At 65.2% G+C, this 17,805-nt stretch carries 20 protein-coding genes; 7 read left to right on the forward strand and 13 right to left on the reverse strand.

Annotated elements, in window-relative coordinates:
- The first annotated feature begins 160 nt into the window (after positions 1-160).
- The 3 genes from NMB96_RS14580 (at position 161) to NMB96_RS14590 (ending at position 2,817) form a co-directional block, all read left to right on the forward strand.
- Positions 161-937: an NAD kinase gene (locus tag NMB96_RS14580; protein WP_006450286.1), complete on the forward strand. Its 777-nt coding sequence runs from the start codon at positions 161-163 to the stop codon at positions 935-937.
- 174 nt (positions 938-1,111) lie between these two features.
- Complete coding sequence (locus NMB96_RS14585) at positions 1,112-2,077, forward strand: 5'-nucleotidase (protein ID WP_023903610.1); 966 nt, start codon at positions 1,112-1,114, stop codon at positions 2,075-2,077.
- The gene (locus tag NMB96_RS14590; protein ID WP_023903611.1) at positions 2,074-2,817 is read left to right on the forward strand and encodes a spermine/spermidine synthase domain-containing protein; all 744 of its coding nucleotides are present in this window, start codon (positions 2,074-2,076) and stop codon (positions 2,815-2,817) included. The genes NMB96_RS14585 and NMB96_RS14590 overlap by 4 nt, the downstream gene beginning before the upstream one ends.
- Positions 2,818-2,897: 80 nt before the next feature.
- Here NMB96_RS14590 and NMB96_RS14595 read toward each other — a convergent pair whose 3' ends face one another.
- From NMB96_RS14595 to asnS, 13 genes are all read right to left on the reverse strand, one after another.
- A complete protein-coding gene (locus NMB96_RS14595) occupies positions 2,898-3,464 on the reverse strand; it encodes a DUF2939 domain-containing protein (protein WP_023903612.1) in 567 nt (188 codons plus the stop codon).
- A gap of 124 nt (positions 3,465-3,588) precedes the next feature.
- The gene (locus NMB96_RS14600) at positions 3,589-4,275 is read right to left on the reverse strand and encodes a DUF2461 domain-containing protein (RefSeq protein ID WP_023903613.1); all 687 of its coding nucleotides are present in this window, start codon (positions 4,273-4,275) and stop codon (positions 3,589-3,591) included.
- Entirely contained in the window at positions 4,272-5,717 is a 1,446-nt protein-coding gene (gene sbcB, locus NMB96_RS14605; protein WP_023903614.1) for an exodeoxyribonuclease I, read from the reverse strand. The genes NMB96_RS14600 and sbcB overlap by 4 nt, the downstream gene beginning before the upstream one ends.
- Before the next feature lie 119 nt (positions 5,718-5,836).
- On the reverse strand, positions 5,837-7,204 hold the full coding sequence (locus NMB96_RS14610) for an FAD-dependent oxidoreductase (RefSeq protein WP_023903615.1): 1,368 nt from the start codon (positions 7,202-7,204) through the stop codon (positions 5,837-5,839).
- Positions 7,205-7,375: 171 nt separating this feature from the next.
- A complete protein-coding gene (kynU, locus tag NMB96_RS14615; protein ID WP_023903616.1) occupies positions 7,376-8,647 on the reverse strand; it encodes a kynureninase in 1,272 nt (423 codons plus the stop codon).
- 35 nt (positions 8,648-8,682) lie between these two features.
- Positions 8,683-10,824, reverse strand: coding sequence for an FUSC family protein (locus NMB96_RS14620; RefSeq protein WP_183086874.1), 2,142 nt, complete (start codon positions 10,822-10,824; stop codon positions 8,683-8,685).
- Positions 10,825-11,042: 218 nt separating this feature from the next.
- Entirely contained in the window at positions 11,043-11,573 is a 531-nt protein-coding gene (locus tag NMB96_RS14625) for a 3-hydroxyanthranilate 3,4-dioxygenase (protein ID WP_006450277.1), read from the reverse strand.
- Positions 11,574-11,658: 85 nt separating this feature from the next.
- Positions 11,659-12,321 carry a carbonate dehydratase gene (gene can, locus NMB96_RS14630; protein WP_255085093.1) on the reverse strand — a complete coding sequence of 221 codons (663 nt, stop codon included), beginning with the start codon at positions 12,319-12,321 and terminating at the stop codon, positions 11,659-11,661.
- Between the two features lie 91 nt (positions 12,322-12,412).
- Positions 12,413-13,051 (reverse strand): FMN-binding negative transcriptional regulator, encoded by a 639-nt coding sequence (locus tag NMB96_RS14635; RefSeq protein WP_255085094.1) that lies wholly within the window; start codon positions 13,049-13,051, stop codon positions 12,413-12,415.
- A 1-nt stretch (position 13,052) separates the two neighbouring features.
- Positions 13,053-13,379 (reverse strand): hypothetical protein, encoded by a 327-nt coding sequence (locus tag NMB96_RS14640; protein ID WP_255085095.1) that lies wholly within the window; start codon positions 13,377-13,379, stop codon positions 13,053-13,055.
- Positions 13,376-13,681, reverse strand: coding sequence for a hypothetical protein (locus NMB96_RS14645; RefSeq protein ID WP_006451589.1), 306 nt, complete (start codon positions 13,679-13,681; stop codon positions 13,376-13,378). The genes NMB96_RS14640 and NMB96_RS14645 overlap by 4 nt, the downstream gene beginning before the upstream one ends.
- Positions 13,678-14,028 carry a hypothetical protein gene (locus NMB96_RS14650; protein WP_043889754.1) on the reverse strand — a complete coding sequence of 117 codons (351 nt, stop codon included), beginning with the start codon at positions 14,026-14,028 and terminating at the stop codon, positions 13,678-13,680. Before NMB96_RS14650 ends, NMB96_RS14645 begins: the two co-directional genes overlap by 4 nt.
- Positions 14,029-14,056: 28 nt before the next feature.
- On the reverse strand, positions 14,057-15,451 hold the full coding sequence (gene asnS, locus NMB96_RS14655; protein ID WP_255085096.1) for an asparagine--tRNA ligase: 1,395 nt from the start codon (positions 15,449-15,451) through the stop codon (positions 14,057-14,059).
- Between the two features lie 207 nt (positions 15,452-15,658).
- Here asnS and NMB96_RS14660 point away from each other — a divergent pair, with 207 nt between their 5' ends.
- From NMB96_RS14660 to rplI, 4 genes are all read left to right on the forward strand, one after another.
- Positions 15,659-15,997: a HesB/IscA family protein gene (locus NMB96_RS14660; RefSeq protein WP_006451586.1), complete on the forward strand. Its 339-nt coding sequence runs from the start codon at positions 15,659-15,661 to the stop codon at positions 15,995-15,997.
- A 330-nt stretch (positions 15,998-16,327) separates the two neighbouring features.
- Complete coding sequence (gene rpsF, locus NMB96_RS14665; protein ID WP_006451585.1) at positions 16,328-16,762, forward strand: 30S ribosomal protein S6; 435 nt, start codon at positions 16,328-16,330, stop codon at positions 16,760-16,762.
- A gap of 11 nt (positions 16,763-16,773) precedes the next feature.
- Entirely contained in the window at positions 16,774-17,004 is a 231-nt protein-coding gene (gene rpsR, locus NMB96_RS14670) for a 30S ribosomal protein S18 (protein WP_005991243.1), read from the forward strand.
- A 188-nt stretch (positions 17,005-17,192) separates the two neighbouring features.
- Positions 17,193-17,642: a 50S ribosomal protein L9 gene (gene rplI / locus NMB96_RS14675; protein ID WP_006451584.1), complete on the forward strand. Its 450-nt coding sequence runs from the start codon at positions 17,193-17,195 to the stop codon at positions 17,640-17,642.
- Positions 17,643-17,805 lie beyond the last annotated feature (163 nt).

The raw sequence follows: 17,805 nt of genomic DNA on the forward strand, positions 1-17,805 counted from the left end.
CCTGGTATCGCCTGCGCTTGGCTGGCTGCCGTGCGCCGCACCAGCGGCGGCGCCTGATCACGCAGGCGCAATTGCGGCCGGGCATGCGAGGGCAGGGCGTGGCCGCAACAAGCCCGGCACAGCGCTGCGGTATGCTGATTCGCATGCTTTGGAGTCAACGATGACCGCACCACCCCGCATCGCCTTTCTCGCCAGTCACGCCGAGCCGGCAGTGACCGCGCGCGCGCATCTTGTGCAGCGCTATGGCGATCATCCGCTGGCCACCGCCGACATCGTCTGCGCCCTGGGCGGTGACGGTTTCATGCTGCAGACCCTGCACCGGCATGGCGCTGCCAGCAAGCCGGTGTTCGGCATGAAACTGGGCTCGGTCGGGTTTTTGATGAACCAATACCGCGACGACGAAGACGACCTGCTCGCGCGCCTGCAACGTGCCGAGCCGGCGCATCTGCGCCCGCTGGAAATGCAGGTGCAGACCGAGTCCGGTGCCAGCACGGTGTCGCTGGCCTACAACGAGGTCTCGCTGCTGCGCCAGACCCGCCAGGCCGCGCATCTGAGCGTGGATCTCAATGGCCAGACCCGCATCGCCGAGCTGATCGGCGACGGGGTGATGGTCGCCACGCCCGCCGGCAGCACCGCGTACAACTATTCCGCGCACGGGCCGATTCTGCCGCTGGGCTCGCACACGCTGGCGCTGACGCCGATCGCCCCGTATCGCCCGCGTCGCTGGCGCGGCGCCATTCTCAAGGCCGATACCGAAGTGTGCTTCCGGGTGCTGGACCCGTACAAGCGCCCGGTCAGCGTCACCGCCGACTCGCACGAGATCCGCGACGTGATCGAAGTGACCATTCGCGAATCCACGCAGCGCCAGGTGACGCTGCTGTTCGATCCCGAACACAATCTGGAAGAGCGCATTTTCAGCGAGCAGTTTGCGGTGTGAGGGGCGGGGATTGGGCATTCGGGATTCGGGATTGGCAACGGCAGCAGCGCGGCACGTCGTCTTTGGAATCGCTCGCACGCGCTACGATGCTGTGCGGATGGGCGATCAACTCCCGACCTACGGTTCCTGCTTCAAACCAATCCCAAATCCCGAATCCCAAATCCCGGCCCCACAATGACTGACAACTCCCCCAGGCTCCTGACCGTCGCGGTCACCTCGCGCGCGCTGTTCGACCTCGAAGAAGGCCACGCGCTGTTCGAGGCCGATGGTGTGGAGGCGTATTCGGCGTTCCAGCGAGAGCATGAGGACGACATCCTGGAGCCGGGCGTGGCATTCCCGGTGGTGCGCAAGCTGCTGGCGCTCAACTACGATGTGCCCGAAGACGCGCCGCGGGTGGAGGTGATCCTGCTCTCACGTAATTCCGCCGATACCGGTTTGCGCATCTTCAATTCGATCCAGCACTACAACCTGGGCATCGTGCGGGCGACCTTCACCTCCGGGCAGCCGACCTGGCCGTACGTGAAGCCGTTCGGCACCGATCTGTTTCTGTCGGCCAATCCGGAATCGGTGCGGCGTGCACTCACCCATGGCATTGCGGCGGCGACCATCATGCCGCGCGCGCCGGGCGAACGCGCAGAAGCCGCAGCGGCGATCGTGGACAACGACGAGAGCCGCTTGCCGACGCAGCTGCGTATCGCCTTCGACGGCGATGCGGTGATCTTTGGCGACGAGAGCGAGCGTATTTCGCGCGAGCAGGGCGTGGAGGCGTTTGGACGCCACGAGCGCGAACGCGCGCGCGAGCCGTTGTCGGTCGGGCCGTTCCGCAATTTTCTGTCTGCGCTGCACGCGCTGCAGGCGGCATTTCCGCCGGGTGAGGCGTCGCCGATCCGTACTGCGCTGGTCACTGCGCGCTCGGCACCGGCGCATGAGCGGGTGATCCGCACCCTGCGCGAGTGGGGCGTGCGTCTGGACGAGGCCCTGTTCCTGGGTGGGCGCCACAAGGGGCCGTTCCTGGAGGCGTTTGGCGCGGATATCTTCTTCGACGATTCGCAGCACAACATCGATAGTGCGCGCCAGCATCAGCATGTGGCGGCCGGTCATGTGCCGCATGGCGTGGCCAACGATCCGCCGAGCAGGTGAGCGACGCACCGAAGCCGTCTGCACGCGCCGCGCTGCGCTCCAGCTGGCGTCAGTTGGAACTGTATTTCGCCGACGACACCGTGCAGACCCGCATGTCGCGCTGGGCGCCGTCTCGGCTGATGCTGCCGTACACGCGCGGCATGCTGGCCGCGTTGTGGCTGCAGCCGCGCCCCGAGCGAATTGGCATTGTTGGATTCGGCGGCGGCGCGCAGGCCAAGTTCTGCCATCGCTATCTGCGCAGCACGCGCATCGAGGCGGTGGACGCCGATGCGCAGGTGCTGGCGCTGCGCGATGCGTTTGCCGTGCCGCGCGACGATGCGCGGCTTGAGGTCACGCACGGCGATGGTGCGCATTGGATCGGCACGCGCGCAGGGCGCTACGACCTGTTGCTGCTGGATGCCTACGATGCCGACGGCATTCCGCCCGCGCTGTGCACGCCCGAGTTCTACGCCGATTGCCGCGCTGCGCTGACACCCAGCGGTGTGCTGGCGTTGAACCTGTTCCAGGTGCCGCTTGCCGGGCATCTGGCCAAGCTGCGTGATGTCTTCGATGGGCGGGTGCTGCTGTTGCCCGAGCCGGATCTGCGCAATCAGGTGCTGTACGCCTGGAATGGCAAACGCACGCCGGGCACTGCGGAGCAAGCATTGGCGGCGTTGCCGTGGTCGGCGCGCCGGCAGCTGCGGCCGGCAATGCTGCGGCTGCAGGCGGCGTGGATGGAACGGGCCTGGCGGTATTCCTGAGCCACTGTAGCGTCGCGGTCTGAGGTCAGTTGCACGCGGGTGCGATCTCGGAAATCGCACGTTCGCTCGCAAGCCCGCTGTTACGGTGTCAGCGGATTGCCGGCGTCAGCCAGCGGCAACTGGATATCGGTCAGCCGCCAACGCAAGCCTTGTCGGGTCAGTACGAAGACTACCGGCGCTCCGGTTGCGGTGCGCGTGGTGGCGGTGAAGCGGCGGGTGGATTCGAAGCGCTGCTCGGCGCCTTGCAGCGGACGCGCCGGCGCTGGCGCCGCATAGGTATCCGGGCTGACGGTCTCGCCAGTGACGCGATTCCACACGCTATGGCCTTGCAGTAGCGCACCGATGCCCAGCGGCGTCACCAGCGTGTCCACGCCGGCGCCGCTGATGCCGCTGGCAAGCTGCAAGGCGAACCCGCCGAGCAGACTCGATTGCATGCTGCTGCCGGCCTGGCGGATCAGATAATCGTCCAGTTGCGCCTTGAGGTTGACCCGCAGGCTGGGGAAATCCACGTGGCGTTCCAGCTGCCCGGCATCGCGATTGGCGACTGCCTCACTGATGCCGCGAATGGCCAGGTACGGGCCTGCAACGACATAACTGGCCAGTAGCAGCACGGCCAGCACAGGCACTAGCAACCAGCGTTTTTTCATGGTGCGCAGTCCATTGCTGGTGGTGGCAGGCGAGATCGCGAGACACAGCGCCGCGCAGTGGAAAACCGCCGGCTCACGCCGATGGCCGCTGCAGCTTGCATCGCTGCCTGCGCTGCGCGCTGCATCAAAATTCCAGATCCAGTGCGGCGCACAGATAATCGACAAACGGCGCCAGCACCACCAGATCCGCTTCGATGGTATGGCGCAGGCGCGGGCCGGTCATGATGGCGTCGTCCAGATGCCGCAGATAGGCCCAATTGCGATGCTTGAGATCGTCGATGAACTCGAAATCGTTCGGGAAGCCGCGCGGTGCGCGCACCAGTTTTTCGCTGTCGTCCAGCGCGAACTTGCGGCGCAGTTTGGGTTCGTATGCGGCCGCTTTCCAGTTGGCGGGATTGTCGAAAATGAACTGGCGCAGTTTGCGCTGGGTATCCGGCTCCGGGTGCCACAACCCCGCACCGACAAAGCTCTCGCCCGGCTGCAGATGGAGGTAGAACGAGGGCGCCGGCACTTGGCGGCGGCGCTCATGAAACAGGCGCGCACCTTGCCAGTTCTTGTACGGCGATTTGTCGTTGGAAAACCGCGCATCGCGGTAGATGCGAAACAGCGAACCACCCTGGGTCTTGGGATCGGCGCGATAGTGTTCGCTGACCTCGGTCAACGCCGGCTGCAGGTCGGTGATGAGCTGCAAAAACGGCTGGCGCACGTGCGCCTCGTACTGATGCCGGTGGTCGTTGAACCAGGTCTTGTCGTTGTGGCGGGCCAGGGCGCGCAGAAACTTGAAGCTGGCGTCGGAAAAATAGGTGGTCATAGCGTGCGTTGGAGGTCCGAACCCCAGGCGGCGAGCTGGTCGAGTAGGGCTTGCTTGGTAGCATCGTCGGGGTGAGCAAGCCGTAAATCCGCGATTTGCGCATGGAACTGATCGAGCGTGACCTCGCCCAGGCCACGGTCGTCGAGCAGGCGCTGACGACGGTAGACGTTCCAGCGTTCCTGCTCTTCGAACGACAACGTCTGCGGCCAGTTGCGCGCGCGGTAGCGGAACAGCAACTCGACCAGGCGCGGGTCGCGAAAGCGCGACTCCAGCGCGCCCAGTTCGGCCGGCGCACTGGCGCGCACCTGCGCCAGCAGGCGCTTGTCGCCTTCGGCCAGGAAGCCGTCATAGAGCGAGGCATCGGCATCGTTGACCGCCGGCGCCGCAGCGCGCTCGTTGCCGTACACCTGGCGCACTTTTTCGGCCAGCTCAGGGCCGAGTTCGCGCAGGCGTGCAGCCTTGGCCAGCACCGCGTCGTGGTCGATGCCCAGACGCTGGAAATCCGCTGCGCGCAGATGCTGCCAGGCCACCAGCGCCGGCGACTTGTTCAAGTGCACTTCCTTGAGCGGAATGCGCTGCTCGCCTTCGGGCAGGTCGGCGGCGCGGATATATAGCCGGTCGGCGATCTCGTCCGGGCTCAGGCGCAACAGCACTTCAGGGTCGCCATCCAGATCGAACACGATCACGCGGCTGTCGATGCGCGGATGGCGCGTCAACGGCAGCACCGCGGCGGCGCACATGCGCGAGGCGGGATAGCGCTGCGAGATATGCAGTACCGGTTGCATCGCGATGACGTCCAGCAGCGTCGCTGCAAAGCGCTTGTCGCGCAGACGCAGCGCGTACTCCCACAATTTCGGTTGATGTTGCTGGAATCTGCGCGCCATGCCGATGGTGGCGTACACGTCCGACAATGCCTCGTGCGCATCGCCTTCGCGCACAGCGTTGGCATCGGCCAGGTGTTCGAGCTTGAACGAGGTGGCGCCGTCTTCGCGCTGCGGCCAGACGATGCCGTCCGGGCGCAGGGCATGCACCAGCCGCAACACATCGAGCAGATCCCAACGCGAATTGCCGCCGCGCCACTCGCGCTCGTAGGGATCGTAGAAATTGCGGAACAGCCCGCAGCGCACGAACTCGTCGTCGAAGCGGATCGAGTTGTAGCCCAGCGTGCAGGTCTGCGGCCGGCTCATCTGTTCGGAAATGCGCGCAAACGCTTCGGCCTCGCTCACGCCTTCGCGCAGGGCGTGCTGCGGGGTGATGCCGGTGACCATGGTCGCGTACGGGGAGGGCAGCAGATCGTCGGCCGGCTGCACGTAGAAACTGATCGGTTCTTCGATCACGCGCAGCTGCGCATCGGTGCGCACGGCGGCGAACTGCGCGATGCGCGTGCGGCGCGGATCCTGGCCGAAGGTTTCCAGGTCGTAGAAGAGAAAGCTGTCAGGCATGCCGTATCAAATCCAGATCCGCGGCGCGCTGCGGAGGGCGCCGCCAGTGCTGGCTAGTATCTCTCATCCGCGCGCCGGCTCGTTGACGCCGGCCTGTGTGCGACGGAACAGTGCAGGGATCAGTGCGCGCCTTCCAGCGGCTGCAGACGCGCATGCACGACCGCGTCCAGCGCAGCCCAGTCGATGCGCGACAGATCGGTCTGCCCGCGCGTGGCCTCGACCAGGATCTCGCGCTGGATCTCGCTGCGCGCCAGGGCGATCGAATAGCGCGTGCGCAGGAAAGTCACCATCGTGTAATGCGGCACGAAGCGGGTGGGCCAGCGTGTCTGCAGTTCCTGTTCCAGTGCGCGTTGCAGCAGGAACGCGGCATCGCCGACGCGGTCGCGCATTTCCAGGTAGTTTTCCAGCGCCATCTGCTGGATCGCCGCGGCATCGTCGCGGCGCGCTGCTTCGAACGCAGCAAATGCGGCTTCAAGATCGTCGTGCGCGTCCAGCTGCTCTGCCAACGCCACGCAGTCTTCGAAGGCGCAATTCATGCCCTGGCCGTGGAACGGCACCATCGCATGCGCGGCGTCGCCGATCAGCAATGCGCGGCTGTCCAGATGCCAGCGGTCCAGCATCAAGGTGCCGAGCAGCCCGGGCGGATGTTCTTCCCAATGCTCCTTGAGCTGCGGAATCAGCGGCAAGGCATCCGGGAAGTCGCGCGCGAACAAGGCCAGCGCTTCGTCGCCGGTACGCGTGGTGGCAAAGCTTGGCTCGCCCGTGTTGGGCAGAAACAGCGTGACGGTGAAGGTGCCGCCATCATTGGGCAGCGCGATGCACATGTAACGCCCGCGTGGCCAGATGTGCAGCGCGTTGCGTTCGATGCGGAAACCGCCGCCGGGCAGGGGCGGAATTTCCAGTTCCTTGTACGAGTGGTCCAGAAATTCGATGCGCTCGCCCAGCGGCGATTTTCGCTGCATCGCCGCGCGCAGCGCCGAGCCTGCGCCATCGCTGCCGATCAGGCTCTGGAAGTGGATCTCGTGCGGTTGGTCGTCGCGGTCGTCGATGAAGCGCGCGTAGCCGGCGTCGAAGTCCACGGTGTGCAGGCGGCGGTAGAAATGCACGCGTGCGCCGGCCTGTTCGGCCAGATCCAGCAATGCGACGTTCAATGCGGCGCGGTGGATCGACCAGATTACTTCGCTGTCGTCGCGCCCGTAGCGTTGCAGCTGCGGCTCGCCAACCAGCGGATGCACCATGCGCCCGCGCATCATCACGGCCTTGGCCATTACCGCATCTTCGGCGCCGGCCTGGCGCAGCGCGTGGCGGCCGCGTTCGGCCAGCGCCAGGTTGATCGAGCGGCCGGACTCGTAGCCCTTGATGCGCGGATCGCCGCGGCGCTCGTAGACGGTGACCTGCCAGCCGCGACGCGACAGCAGGATAGCGAGCAGGCAACCGGCCAAGCCGGCGCCGATCAGGGTCAGGGAACGAGGAGAGACTGCGCTCAATGCGGTATCCGGCAGCGGCCGGACGCGGGTGCCGGCGGAGAGGGAAAAGGTGAAGCGGCTGGCAACAGCGCAAGCCGGTCAGCCAGGTGCGGGCTTGGAGTGTACGTGCGCGTGCGCCGGTTCCGGCTCACGCGCACACCTGTTCGATGGCACAGTCTGTGCCGTACGTGCTCAGGCGGCGGCCCAGGTTTCCACCTGCTCGACGAACTGGTGCAGATCGCAGAAGCGGTTGTACAGCGGCACCGGTGCGATGCGGATCACGTCCGGCTCGCGCCAGTCGCCAAGCACGCCCACCGACTGCAGATACTCGAACAGCGAGCGCCCTTGCGCGCGCCCGCCTGCCACCCGCAGCGACAGCTGGCAGCCACGCTGCGCAGGGTCGGCCGGGGTGACGATCTGCAGCACCTGCGGCACGCGTGTGTGGATCAACTGTTCCAGATGGCCGGTGAGCTGTTCGGATTTTGCACGCAACGCCGGCATGCCGGCCTGGTCGAACACATCAAGCGACGCACGCAGCGGCGCCAGCGCCAGTACCGGCGGATTGCTCAGCTGCCAGCCTTCGGCACCAGGCGAGGGCACGAACTGCGGGTCCATGCGGAAGCGGGTCTGCTGTTCGTGCCCCCACCAACCGGCCATGCGCGGCAGGTCGCTGTTGGCATGGCGTTCGTGCACGAAACAACCGCCCACCGCACCGGGCCCTGCGTTGAGATATTTGTAGTGGCACCACACCGCGAAATCCACGCCATCGTCGTGCAGCGTCAGCGGGATATTGCCGACCGCATGCGCCAGATCGAAACCCACCGCGGCGCCTTGCGCGCGCGCCAAACGCGCGATGTCGCCCAGCGCGAAGGCCTGGCCGTTGCGGTACTGGATGCCGGGCCACAGCACCAACGCCAGACGCGGGCCATGCAATGCGATGGCTTCGGCAATCGCCGCCATCGACAAGGTACCGTTGGGCTCATCGGCTTCCACTTCGATCAGGTGCGTGGCCGGATCCAGCCCATGCAGGCGCAGTTGCGATTCCACCGCATGGCGGTCGGACGGAAACGCACCGGCTTCGATCAGGATCGCGCCGCGCTCGGGCGTGGGGCGGTAAAAGCTGGCCATCATCAGATGCAGATTGACGCTCAGCGTGTTCATCGCGACCACTTCGCCGGGCAGTGCGCCGACCACGCGCGCCAGACCATCGCGCACCAATTGGTGATACGTCAGCCATTGCGTGGGGCCGGTGAAGTGGCCTTCCACTGCGAGTGCGCCCCACTGGTCGAGCACTTCGGCGACCATTGCGCGCGCGGCGCGCGGCTGCAGGCCCAGCGAATTGCCGACGAAATAGGTTTGATCCTGGCCGCCATGCTGCGGGAACACGAACGCATCGCGCAGGCGGCGCAGCGGGTCGGCGGCGTCCAGTGCAACGGCATGGGCGCGGGACAGCGGGTCGGTCATCGTCAAGGCTCGCAGCGCGGGTCGGTGAGGTCAGTTTACCCGCCGGCAGTGGGGGCGCCGTCATGCACGGCCGGTGCCTCTGCAGAGGCACCGGTTGACGCTGGTCGGGCCGGGCGCAACAGATGGGTCAACGTGCCGATGCTGTCGGTGATGCGGTCGACGGTGTCGGCCAGTGCAGCGGTGGTGGGCGAGCTGTCGGGCAGTGCGGCCAACGCATCGGACAAACGGCGCTCGGCGCTGCGCAAGGTGGCCGCTGCGGGGATGCCGCCGTGGATCAGGCAGTCGATCAGGTCCGTCAGCGCCTGATCGGCCTGTTCCGCAAATGCGGGCAATGCCGCCAGCGTGGGTAAGGGGTGGCCATCGCGCAGCACCGCTTCCAGCGACAAGGTGGCACGGATCAGCCGGTTGCCGTTGGCCAGCAGCGATTCGGCGAGTTTGAGTTCGTGCAGATTGCGCCGGCTGCGTGGCTCGCCGCGCAGCCGTTCGATCGAGGCCTGCGCATTGGTGCGCGCCACACGTGCGGCGGCGCGGGTATCGCTTAAATCCTCCATCTGGCCGAGCAACAGATGGCGCAGATGATCGCGATACGCGCTGAGCAGTTGCGCCAGCGATGCGCGGATATGCCGGCGCTCGCGCGTGGGCCACAACGCGTAGGCGATCAACGCCCATGCGCTGCCGGCTACCGTTGCCTGCAGACGCGCACCGATGGCGTCGCCCGGCGCCACGCCTTCGAACGACAGCAACAGCACCAGCATGCCGGTCAGAAACGCGACACCGATACCGTAATTCACCTGCGTCAACAAGCGGAAACCCAGGCAAAACAGCGCCAGCAACGCCAGCCGGATGCTGGCGCCATCCATCGCAAAATGTGCGAGTAACGTGGCCACCAACAAGCCGACGAAGGTACCTGCCACGCGCAAGGCGCCGAAGCTGAAAGTACCGCCGAAATCCGGCTTGAGCACGATGGCGGTGGTCATCGGAATCCAGAAGCCGTGCGGAATCTGCTGCCAACGCTGGAAGGCGATCGCCAGTGCCAGACACACGCCGCAACGCAACGCATGCCGAAACGCCACCGAGGACAGATCCAGATTTGCGCGCAAGGTGGCCAAGGTCGCCGCTGGCCTGAGTGCCGCAGGTAAACGCGCTTCGGCCAACTGCGCCTGGATCTCGCCACGGCTGCTGGCCCAGTGCGCATTGCGGATCAGGGCGCGCAACTGCCCGCCCAGGCCTTGCGCGCGCGCCACCGCCACACGCACCAGCCGGCGTTCGCGGGTGTCGGTGTTGTCGTGCTGAAACTGCGCCAGGGCCGCGACCAGATCGTCGAAGCCGGTCATCGAGGCATCCGCCGCTAACGGGTCTTCGCCCACCGTCATTGCGTGTGCGAGTTGTTCCAGCACGATGGCGCTGCGTTCGAGCACGCGCTCGATGGCCGGGCGCGCCTGCGACTCGGTCAGGCGGGTGTCGGCATCGGCCAGCGACAGCAGTTCCAGTCGTACCCGATCGCAGAGCTCGGCAATGATGCGAAAGCTCTGCACGGCGATCGCGCGCGAGCGATGTTCGCCGTGCAGCATCACCATCGCATCGAGTACTTCCTGCGTTGCCGGCGGCGCGGCGCTGGCTTCCGGGCGCTGGCGTGCGATGCCTGCCAGCTGGCGCATCAGATCGGCCAGTGCGAAGCGTTCCGGGCGATAGCGTTGCAGCGGCCACGCGGCCAATGCCAGCACGACCTGGAGCAGGCCGCCGGCTAAGATCAGCGCGGCCACGCCCGGTGCCTGCGCGATCGGCAAGCGCATATCGGCGCTGACCACCAGCAGGATCATGCTGGTCAGGCCCACGCGCGCGGCCACCGGGCCGAGCGCCACCAGCAGCCCGCCGCCCAGGCCGAGCAACAAGCCGGCGACCACCAGAGCAGGGGTGTTGTGGCCCACCCAAATGCCCAGCAACGCGGCCGCACCGGCGGCCAGCGCGGCCATCAACATGCGTTGCAGACGCGCGCGATACGGGCCGGGCTGGTCGGTGAACATGGTGTTGAGCGCGCCGGTGCACACCGCCAGACCCGCAGCGACATGCCCGGTGGCCACGCCCACCGCCAGCGGCAGCACCACTGCGGCGGTGTTGCGGAGCGCAACGCGCAGCGGTACGTCGCGCGGTTTGAGATCGATCAGTGCGCGCAGCATGGCATCGGTGGCAGTGCGTTCGAGCGGCATGCACGTTGCGCGTCTGCGCGGTTGAAAGCTGCGCGGATGAAAGACAGGCGTGTTGTTGGCCGGCGTGCGGTCGCTGCGTCGCCTGCCATTGCAGCCTCGCTGCACGGCACGCGCATCGGCCACTGTCGTTCGAGCGCCGTCGAGCGCCTCCCGCTACGCGTGTTCTGCATCGTCACCCTCTGCGCCACTTACGCCTCAGTTGCGGCATAACGCTCGGGCGCCGGGTGCACGTGCCCGCACTGGGTGCAGGTGCGCAGCGCAAGCGAGCGGTAGAAATGATCGAACACCGGCGGAAAATCGGTTTCGATGTTCTGCAGCGGAAACATCGCCTCGTACAGTTTGTGATTGCACTGCGGGCAATACCACTGCAGGCCGTCCTGTTCGTTGGGCAAGCGCTCGCGCTCGATCACCAGGCCGATCGAGCCGGCCGCGCGCTGCGGCGAGTGCGGCACCTTCGGTGGCAGTAGAAAGATTTCGCCGGCGCGGATCGGAATGTCGCGTGCCACGCCTTCGTCCTGCACCTTCAGCACCATCTCGCCTTCGAGCTGGAAGAACCACTCCGGGCCTTCGTCATAGTGATAGTCGGTGCGCGCATTCGGCCCGCCGACGATCATGATGATGAAACCGTCCTGCTGGATGCATTTGTTGCCCACCGGCGGTTTGAGCAGGTGGCGGTATTGCTCGATCCAGGCATGCAGGTTGATCGGCGGGACCAGCATGGACGTTCCTCGGCAAAGAAGACGTCCAGCATAGCCAACCGACGGCGCCGATGGGCACCGTCGTGAGATGGTGTGCGGGTGCGACTCAGCGTTCGGTGTGATCGGCCTGAATCTGCGCCAGCGCCGTGTCGTAACGCTCCTGCAGCAGCTCGGAGCGGTCGATCGACATGCCCAGATCGTGCACGCGGCCATCGCGCAGGCTGTAGACCCAGCCATGCACGCACAGGTCCTGGCCGCGTTCCCATGCATCGCGCACGATGGTGGTGCGACAGACATTGACCACCTGCTCGAGCACGTTGAGCTCGCACAACCGCGCGTGCTGCGCCGGCAATTCACCGGCATCGTGCAGGCAGGCTTCGTGCTTGTCGGCCACATCGGTGACGTGGCGGATCCAGTTGTCGACCAGGCCCATACGCTTCTGGGTGAGGCTGGCGAAGACGCCGCCGCAGCCGTAATGGCCCACCACCAGCACGTGCTTGACCTTGAGCACGTCCACCGCGAACTGGATCACCGACAGGCAATTCAGATCGGTGTGCACCACCACGTTGGCGATATTGCGGTGCACGAACACCTCGCCCGGCGCCATGTCGATGATCTGGTTGGCCGGCACGCGCGAATCCGAGCAGCCGATCCACAGATATTCCGGAGTCTGCTGGGTGGACAGCTTGGAGAAGAATTCCGGGTCTTCGCGACGGATGCGCTCGGACCAGGCCTGGTTGTTTGCGAGTAAATGGTTGAGCTCGTTCATGCGCGCAGTATTCCAGAGCAAAGAGGGCAGGGTGTGTTCGAGAGAGGAGCCATAAAGCGGTGGTGCAGAAATCGACTGTGTGCCGTGCCGGTCAGGCGGCGCCATCGCGTGCGCGCAAGGTATCGCGCATTAGCGTGGCCAGCTCACGGGATTCGCTGGAGGCTTGTTGTTCCAGCGCATCGCTGACCGCAGCGACATTGCCGGCCGGATGGTTCTGACTGAGCTTGAAGGTGAGCTCGATGCGGCTGGGCACGAAGCGAAAACCGACCAGGCCGCGCAATTGCCGGCGGTGGCTGTCGCGCTCCATCTCGAACAACCAATCGCTACCCACACGTTGTTCGAAATGCGCGCTCATGCGGCCGATCAGATCGCCGACTTCCCGCTCATCGGTGATCTGGCTGCAACGGCCATGCAGATGCGCCACCGCGTAATTCCAGGTCGGCACGCGCGCGGCAGGCTCCTTGTCCAGATACCAGCTGGGCGACACGTAGGCGTGCGGTCCCTGCACCACCATCACCGCATCGCCGGACTGGCGTGCCTGCGGGTTGGGGCGCGCCCAGTGGCCTTCGATGATCACGGCCTGCGCATCGCGTTGGTACAGCACCGGCAGATGCGTGATTGCCGGCTGGCCGTCCTCGCCCTGGCTGATCAGGGTGACGAACGGGTCGCGCGCGATCAGCCAGTCCAGCAAGGCCAGATCGGTCTGCACAAACGCGCGTGGGGCGTACATGTCAGGCGCGGCCACCCAGGGTCACGACCATGCGTTCGCGCAGATCCGCATCGTCTTCGCCGCGCGGCGGCGAGACTTCGTTGAGCGAGAAACCGCGCATCAGCGCGTCTTCTTCGTCCAACCCGTCGAGCGAGACGAATTCGGCATCGAACAAGGCCGCACGGGCGCTGTCTTCGCTGTCGTAGGGCAGCGTCTTGCCGTCGCTGTCCAGCACCTCGGCGGTGCCTGCCTCATTGACGCGCAGGCGTGCCCAGATCAGCGTGCGGCCGATCGTGGCCAGCCACCAGGAAACCTGTTCGCCCTGGGCAGTGTCTTCGTACGTGTTCATTGCATTACCTTGGAAAGCAGGCCGAGCAGGGCCGCCATGCCCAGGCCGAAAAAGATGGTGAGCAGCGACAGCCAGGCGGGAGTGGCCAGACCGGACAGCGCGCTGTCGCGGTGGCTGCGGTAGCGCCGCGTCAGCAACCAGCGCAGCGCCGTGGGACTAATGAAGGCCGGGTCGCCGAAGCTGGCCAATGCCTCCGGATGACGGTCGCGCATGTGTACCAGCGTCAGCGGCCAGAAGATCAGCAGCGCGGTGAGCCCGGCCACTGCGACACCGACAAAACACAGTGCGAAGAACAGCGTCATGCGGAGTGCTCCTGGGGCGGGGCGTCGAAGCGGGCGATGATCGCAATCAGGCCGACGATATTGTCGTTCAACGCATCCAGTTCCTCGGCAGGAATCCACCATTCGGTGTGATGCGCGCCGCCGACTTTTTGAACGGCGTAATTTTCGACGAATGACTTGCGCACATCGAACTGCGCCACATAGCCGACCCCACTGTCCTTAACGTTCCAGCGCGATGCGATTTCTTCGGCATAGCGTTGGTTGGTGACCGGATAGAAGATCGGTTGCTCCGGCAATCGCGGCGGCCAGCGTTGGAAGCCGGAGTCACGCACCAATGCGTATTCCTCCGGGCCCAACGGACGGTACATGGTCACAGTGGCCGCTTCAGTTGTCACATCAGAACTCGGCGCTGCCCGGCGCGCGCGGGTAGGGGATGGCGTCGCGGATATTGCTCAGCCCGCACACGTACACCACCAGCCGCTCGAACCCCAGGCCGAAGCCGGCATGCGGCACCGAGCCGTAGCGACGGAAATCGCGGTACCAGCTGTAGTGCTCCTTATCCAGGCCGAATTGCGCCATGCGTGCATCCAGTACATCCAGGCGCTCTTCGCGCTGGCTGCCGCCGATGATCTCGCCAATGCCCGGTGCCAGCACGTCCATCGCAGCGACCGTCTTGCCGTCGTCGTTCAGGCGCATGTAGAAGGCCTTGATGTGCTCTGGATAGTTGGTCACCACCACCGGACGGCCGATATGTTCTTCGGTCAGCCAGCGCTCGTGTTCGGTCTGCAGGTCCAGGCCCCATTCGACCGGGAAGTCGAACTTCTTGCCGGAGTTCTGCAGCAGCTTCACCGCCTCGGTGTAATCGATCTGCTCGAACGGCGCATTGATGAAGGCTTCCAGCTTGCTGATTGCGTTCTTGTCCACGCGCTCGGCCAGGAAGGCCAGATCGTCGCCGCGCTCGTCCAGCACCGCGCGGAACAGGTACTTGAGGAACTGCTCGGCCAGACGCGCGTCTTCGGCCAGATCGGCGAAGGCGATTTCCGGCTCGATCATCCAGAACTCGGCCAGATGGCGCGTGGTGTGGCTGTTCTCGGCGCGGAAGGTCGGGCCGAAGGTGTAGACCTTGCTCAGGGCCAGGCAATACGCCTCCACGTTGAGCTGGCCGGATACGGTCAAGAAGGTTTCCTTGCCGAAGAAGTCGCGGCTGAAATCGACCTCGCCCTTCTCGTTGCGCGGCAGGTTGGCCATGTCCAGGGTCGAGACGCGGAACATCTGCCCGGCACCTTCGGCGTCGGACGTGGTCACGATCGGGGTGCTGATCCAGTTGAAACCGTTCTGGTGAAAGAAGCGGTGCACCGCCTGCGCCAGGCAGTTGCGGATACGGGTGACCGCGCCGAACAGATTGGTGCGCGGGCGCAGATGCGCCACTTCGCGCAGGAACTCCGGCGACATCGGCTTGGGCTGGATCGGGTAGGTCAACGGGTCCTCGACCCAGCCGACGATCTCGACACCGCTGGCCTGGATCTCGAACGACTGGCCCTTGCCCTGCGACTTGACCAGCACGCCCTTGGCGATCAGCGAGCAGCCACTGGTCAGACGCTTGATTTCGTCGAAATTGGGCAACGTGTCGTTGGCCACTACCTGGATCGGAGCGAAGCACGAGCCATCGGTCACGTTGATGAAGGCCAGTCCGGCAGATCCGCGCAGCGTGCGCACCCACCCCCGTACCGTGACTTCGCCGCCTTCGGGGAGCTTCCCCGCAAGCGCATGTTCAACGCTGACCACCGTCATGACTTGTCCTCGCCGTAGCGACTTTGAATGGTCTGCGAGTTTACTGGCTGCGGGCGCGCTGGCGCGAGCATCTGAACCGCTTGCGGGTCGAGGTGCTTGTCGCAGGCCTGCTGTGCCCCCATTTGAGGGAGGTGACGCAGCTGAGGACGCCGCCGCGGTTGTTGCGGCCTCGCTATACTTGCCACCATCGTTTTCGGAGCACCTCCCATGGCCATCAGCCTCACCCCCGCCGCGCTGGAGCGCGTGCAGCGTTTCGTGCAGCAGACCCCGGGGACGCTGGGCCTGCGCTTCGGCGTGACCAAGACCGGTTGCTCCGGCTGGGGCCACATCACCGACCTGGCGCGCGACCAGCGCGATGACGACGCAGTGTTCGAGCAGGACGGCGTGCGCATCTTCGTCGACCCCACCAGCCTGCCGCTGGTCGATGGCACCTGCATCGACTTCGGCAAGCACGGCCTCAGCGAGACCTTTACCTTCAGCAACCCTAATGCCACGGCCGAGTGTGGGTGTGGGGAGAGCTTCACGACGGCCGCCGAGCACCGCTGATTCCTTCTCCCCTCGGGAGAAGGTGCCCGAAGGGCGGGTGAGGGTACGGAGCGAAGCCTCGCGTGGCTGAACGACACGAGTGGCTTTGCCCCGTACCCTCACCCCAACCCATCTCCCGGCGGGAGAGGGGCTTAAGCAGTCGCCGCGCAGATATCACGCTCGTAAACTTGGCTGCTGGTATGGCCAGGTTGCGGCTAAGCGCCTGAACTGCCATACTTTCCTGCTTCCTACCCGGTTTCGGGTGGGGATCCTTGCTCCACCGGCCGCCTTGCGCGGTTCACCGGGGAGCTGTCCGGCCCACGTGGCCACATCCGAAAGGTAATAACAAACATGAGTCGTCATTACGAAGTCGTGTTCCTGGTCCACCCGGATCAGAGCGAGCAGGTCCCGGCCATGATCGAGCGCTATAAGTCGCTGATCGAGGGCGGTAACGGCACCATCCACCGTCTGGAAGACTGGGGCCGTCGTCAGCTGGCTTACCCGATCCAGAACCTGGTGAAGGCGCACTACGTGCTGCTCAACATCGAAGTCGACCAGGCCGTGCTGAGCGAGCTGGTGGAAAGCTTCCGCTTCAACGATGCGGTGCTGCGTCACCTGGTCGTCAAGCGCGATGGCCCGGACACCGAGCAGTCGCTGATCATGAAGAGCAAGGACGAGAAGGGCGACAAGCCCGAGCGTAGCGAGCGTCGTCGTCGTGATGACGATGAGGGCGATGCTGCACCTGCCGCCACCGATACCGACGGCGACAACGCCGAAGCCGCTTAAGGAGCGCTGTCATGTCCAAGTTCTTCCGTCGTCGCAAGTTCTGCAAGTTCACCGCCGAAGGCGTGAAAGAGATCGATTACAAGGATCTCAACACCCTGCGTCAGTACCTCACCGAGAACGGCAAGATCGTGCCGAGCCGCGTGACCGGTACCAAGTCCAAGTACCAGCGTCAGCTGGCTACGGCCGTCAAGCGCTCGCGTTTCCTGGCGTTGATTCCGTACACGGACAATCACGACGTCTAATCCGAGTCCCTCGGAAGAGCCCGCACATCCATGTGCGGGTTATTAAAATATAGAGGCCGGTCATTCGAGATGCGGTGTTGATCGTGCTCTTGCGATTCCCAAATCCCGATTCCCGAATCCCCGTCTTTTCGGACAGCAAACGTTGCGTCGGCCAAAGCGCCGGCGCTAACGAATAACGGAGCACCACCATGGATCTGATTCTTCTGCAGAAAGTGACCAACCTGGGCAACCTGGGCGATAAGGTCAGCGTCAAGCCGGGTTACGGCCGCAATTTCCTCGTGCCGCAGGGCAAGGCCGTTCCGGCCACCGCTGCCAACGTGGAAGCGTTCGAAACCAAGCGTGCCGATTACGAAGCCAAGGCCAACAGCATCCTGGCCGATGCACAGAGCCGCGCCACCAAGTTCGAAGGCGCCAGCGTCACCATCGGTGCGCATGCGTCTACCGAAGGCAAGCTGTACGGTTCGGTCGGCCCGCGCGACATCGCCGAGGCGTTCACCGCCGCCGGCCTGCCGCTGGAAAAGAGCGAAGTGATCCTGGGCGAAGGCGCATTCCGCAATGTCGGCGAGTACGACGTTGTGCTGCACCTGCACGCCGATGTGGAAACCTCGGTCAAGGTCATCGTCGAATCCGACGCCTGATCCACGCCGCATGCTGTATCCGAAGGGCGCCTTGTTAGGCGCCCTTTGTCTTTATGGCGCCGCCGCCAGCGATGGCCGGCCCGTTATACTCATGCTCCATTGCCGGTTCCACGGCCTGCTGATCTTATGGATCAAGGGTTTAGGGACTGGCTTCACAGGAAAA

This window comes from Xanthomonas hortorum, from assembly GCF_024339125.1.
Classification (GTDB): Bacteria; Pseudomonadota; Gammaproteobacteria; order Xanthomonadales; family Xanthomonadaceae; genus Xanthomonas; species Xanthomonas hortorum.

Bases quoted from the DNA above. Each gene is read 5' to 3' on its own strand.
- NMB96_RS14635 (WP_255085094.1), bottom strand. From the start codon at position 13,051: ATGTACGCCCCACGCGCGTTTGTGCAGACCGATCTGGCCTTGCTGGAC.
- kynU (WP_023903616.1), bottom strand. From the start codon at position 8,647: ATGACCGACCCGCTGTCCCGCGCCCATGCCGTTGCACTGGACGCCGCC.
- NMB96_RS14645 (WP_006451589.1), bottom strand. From the start codon at position 13,681: ATGACGCTGTTCTTCGCACTGTGTTTTGTCGGTGTCGCAGTGGCCGGG.
- NMB96_RS14600 (WP_023903613.1), bottom strand. From the start codon at position 4,275: ATGACCACCTATTTTTCCGACGCCAGCTTCAAGTTTCTGCGCGCCCTG.
- rplI (WP_006451584.1), top strand. From the start codon at position 17,193: ATGGATCTGATTCTTCTGCAGAAAGTGACCAACCTGGGCAACCTGGGC.
- NMB96_RS14620 (WP_183086874.1), bottom strand. From the start codon at position 10,824: ATGCTGCGCGCACTGATCGATCTCAAACCGCGCGACGTACCGCTGCGC.
- NMB96_RS14625 (WP_006450277.1), bottom strand. From the start codon at position 11,573: ATGCTGGTCCCGCCGATCAACCTGCATGCCTGGATCGAGCAATACCGC.
- asnS (WP_255085096.1), bottom strand. From the start codon at position 15,451: ATGACGGTGGTCAGCGTTGAACATGCGCTTGCGGGGAAGCTCCCCGAA.
- rpsR (WP_005991243.1), top strand. From the start codon at position 16,774: ATGTCCAAGTTCTTCCGTCGTCGCAAGTTCTGCAAGTTCACCGCCGAA.
- NMB96_RS14580 (WP_006450286.1), top strand. From the start codon at position 161: ATGACCGCACCACCCCGCATCGCCTTTCTCGCCAGTCACGCCGAGCCG.
- NMB96_RS14650 (WP_043889754.1), bottom strand. From the start codon at position 14,028: ATGTACCGTCCGTTGGGCCCGGAGGAATACGCATTGGTGCGTGACTCC.
- NMB96_RS14660 (WP_006451586.1), top strand. From the start codon at position 15,659: ATGGCCATCAGCCTCACCCCCGCCGCGCTGGAGCGCGTGCAGCGTTTC.
- rpsF (WP_006451585.1), top strand. From the start codon at position 16,328: ATGAGTCGTCATTACGAAGTCGTGTTCCTGGTCCACCCGGATCAGAGC.
- sbcB (WP_023903614.1), bottom strand. From the start codon at position 5,717: ATGCCTGACAGCTTTCTCTTCTACGACCTGGAAACCTTCGGCCAGGAT.
- can (WP_255085093.1), bottom strand. From the start codon at position 12,321: ATGAACGAGCTCAACCATTTACTCGCAAACAACCAGGCCTGGTCCGAG.
- NMB96_RS14585 (WP_023903610.1), top strand. From the start codon at position 1,112: ATGACTGACAACTCCCCCAGGCTCCTGACCGTCGCGGTCACCTCGCGC.
- NMB96_RS14595 (WP_023903612.1), bottom strand. From the start codon at position 3,464: ATGAAAAAACGCTGGTTGCTAGTGCCTGTGCTGGCCGTGCTGCTACTG.
- NMB96_RS14640 (WP_255085095.1), bottom strand. From the start codon at position 13,379: ATGAACACGTACGAAGACACTGCCCAGGGCGAACAGGTTTCCTGGTGG.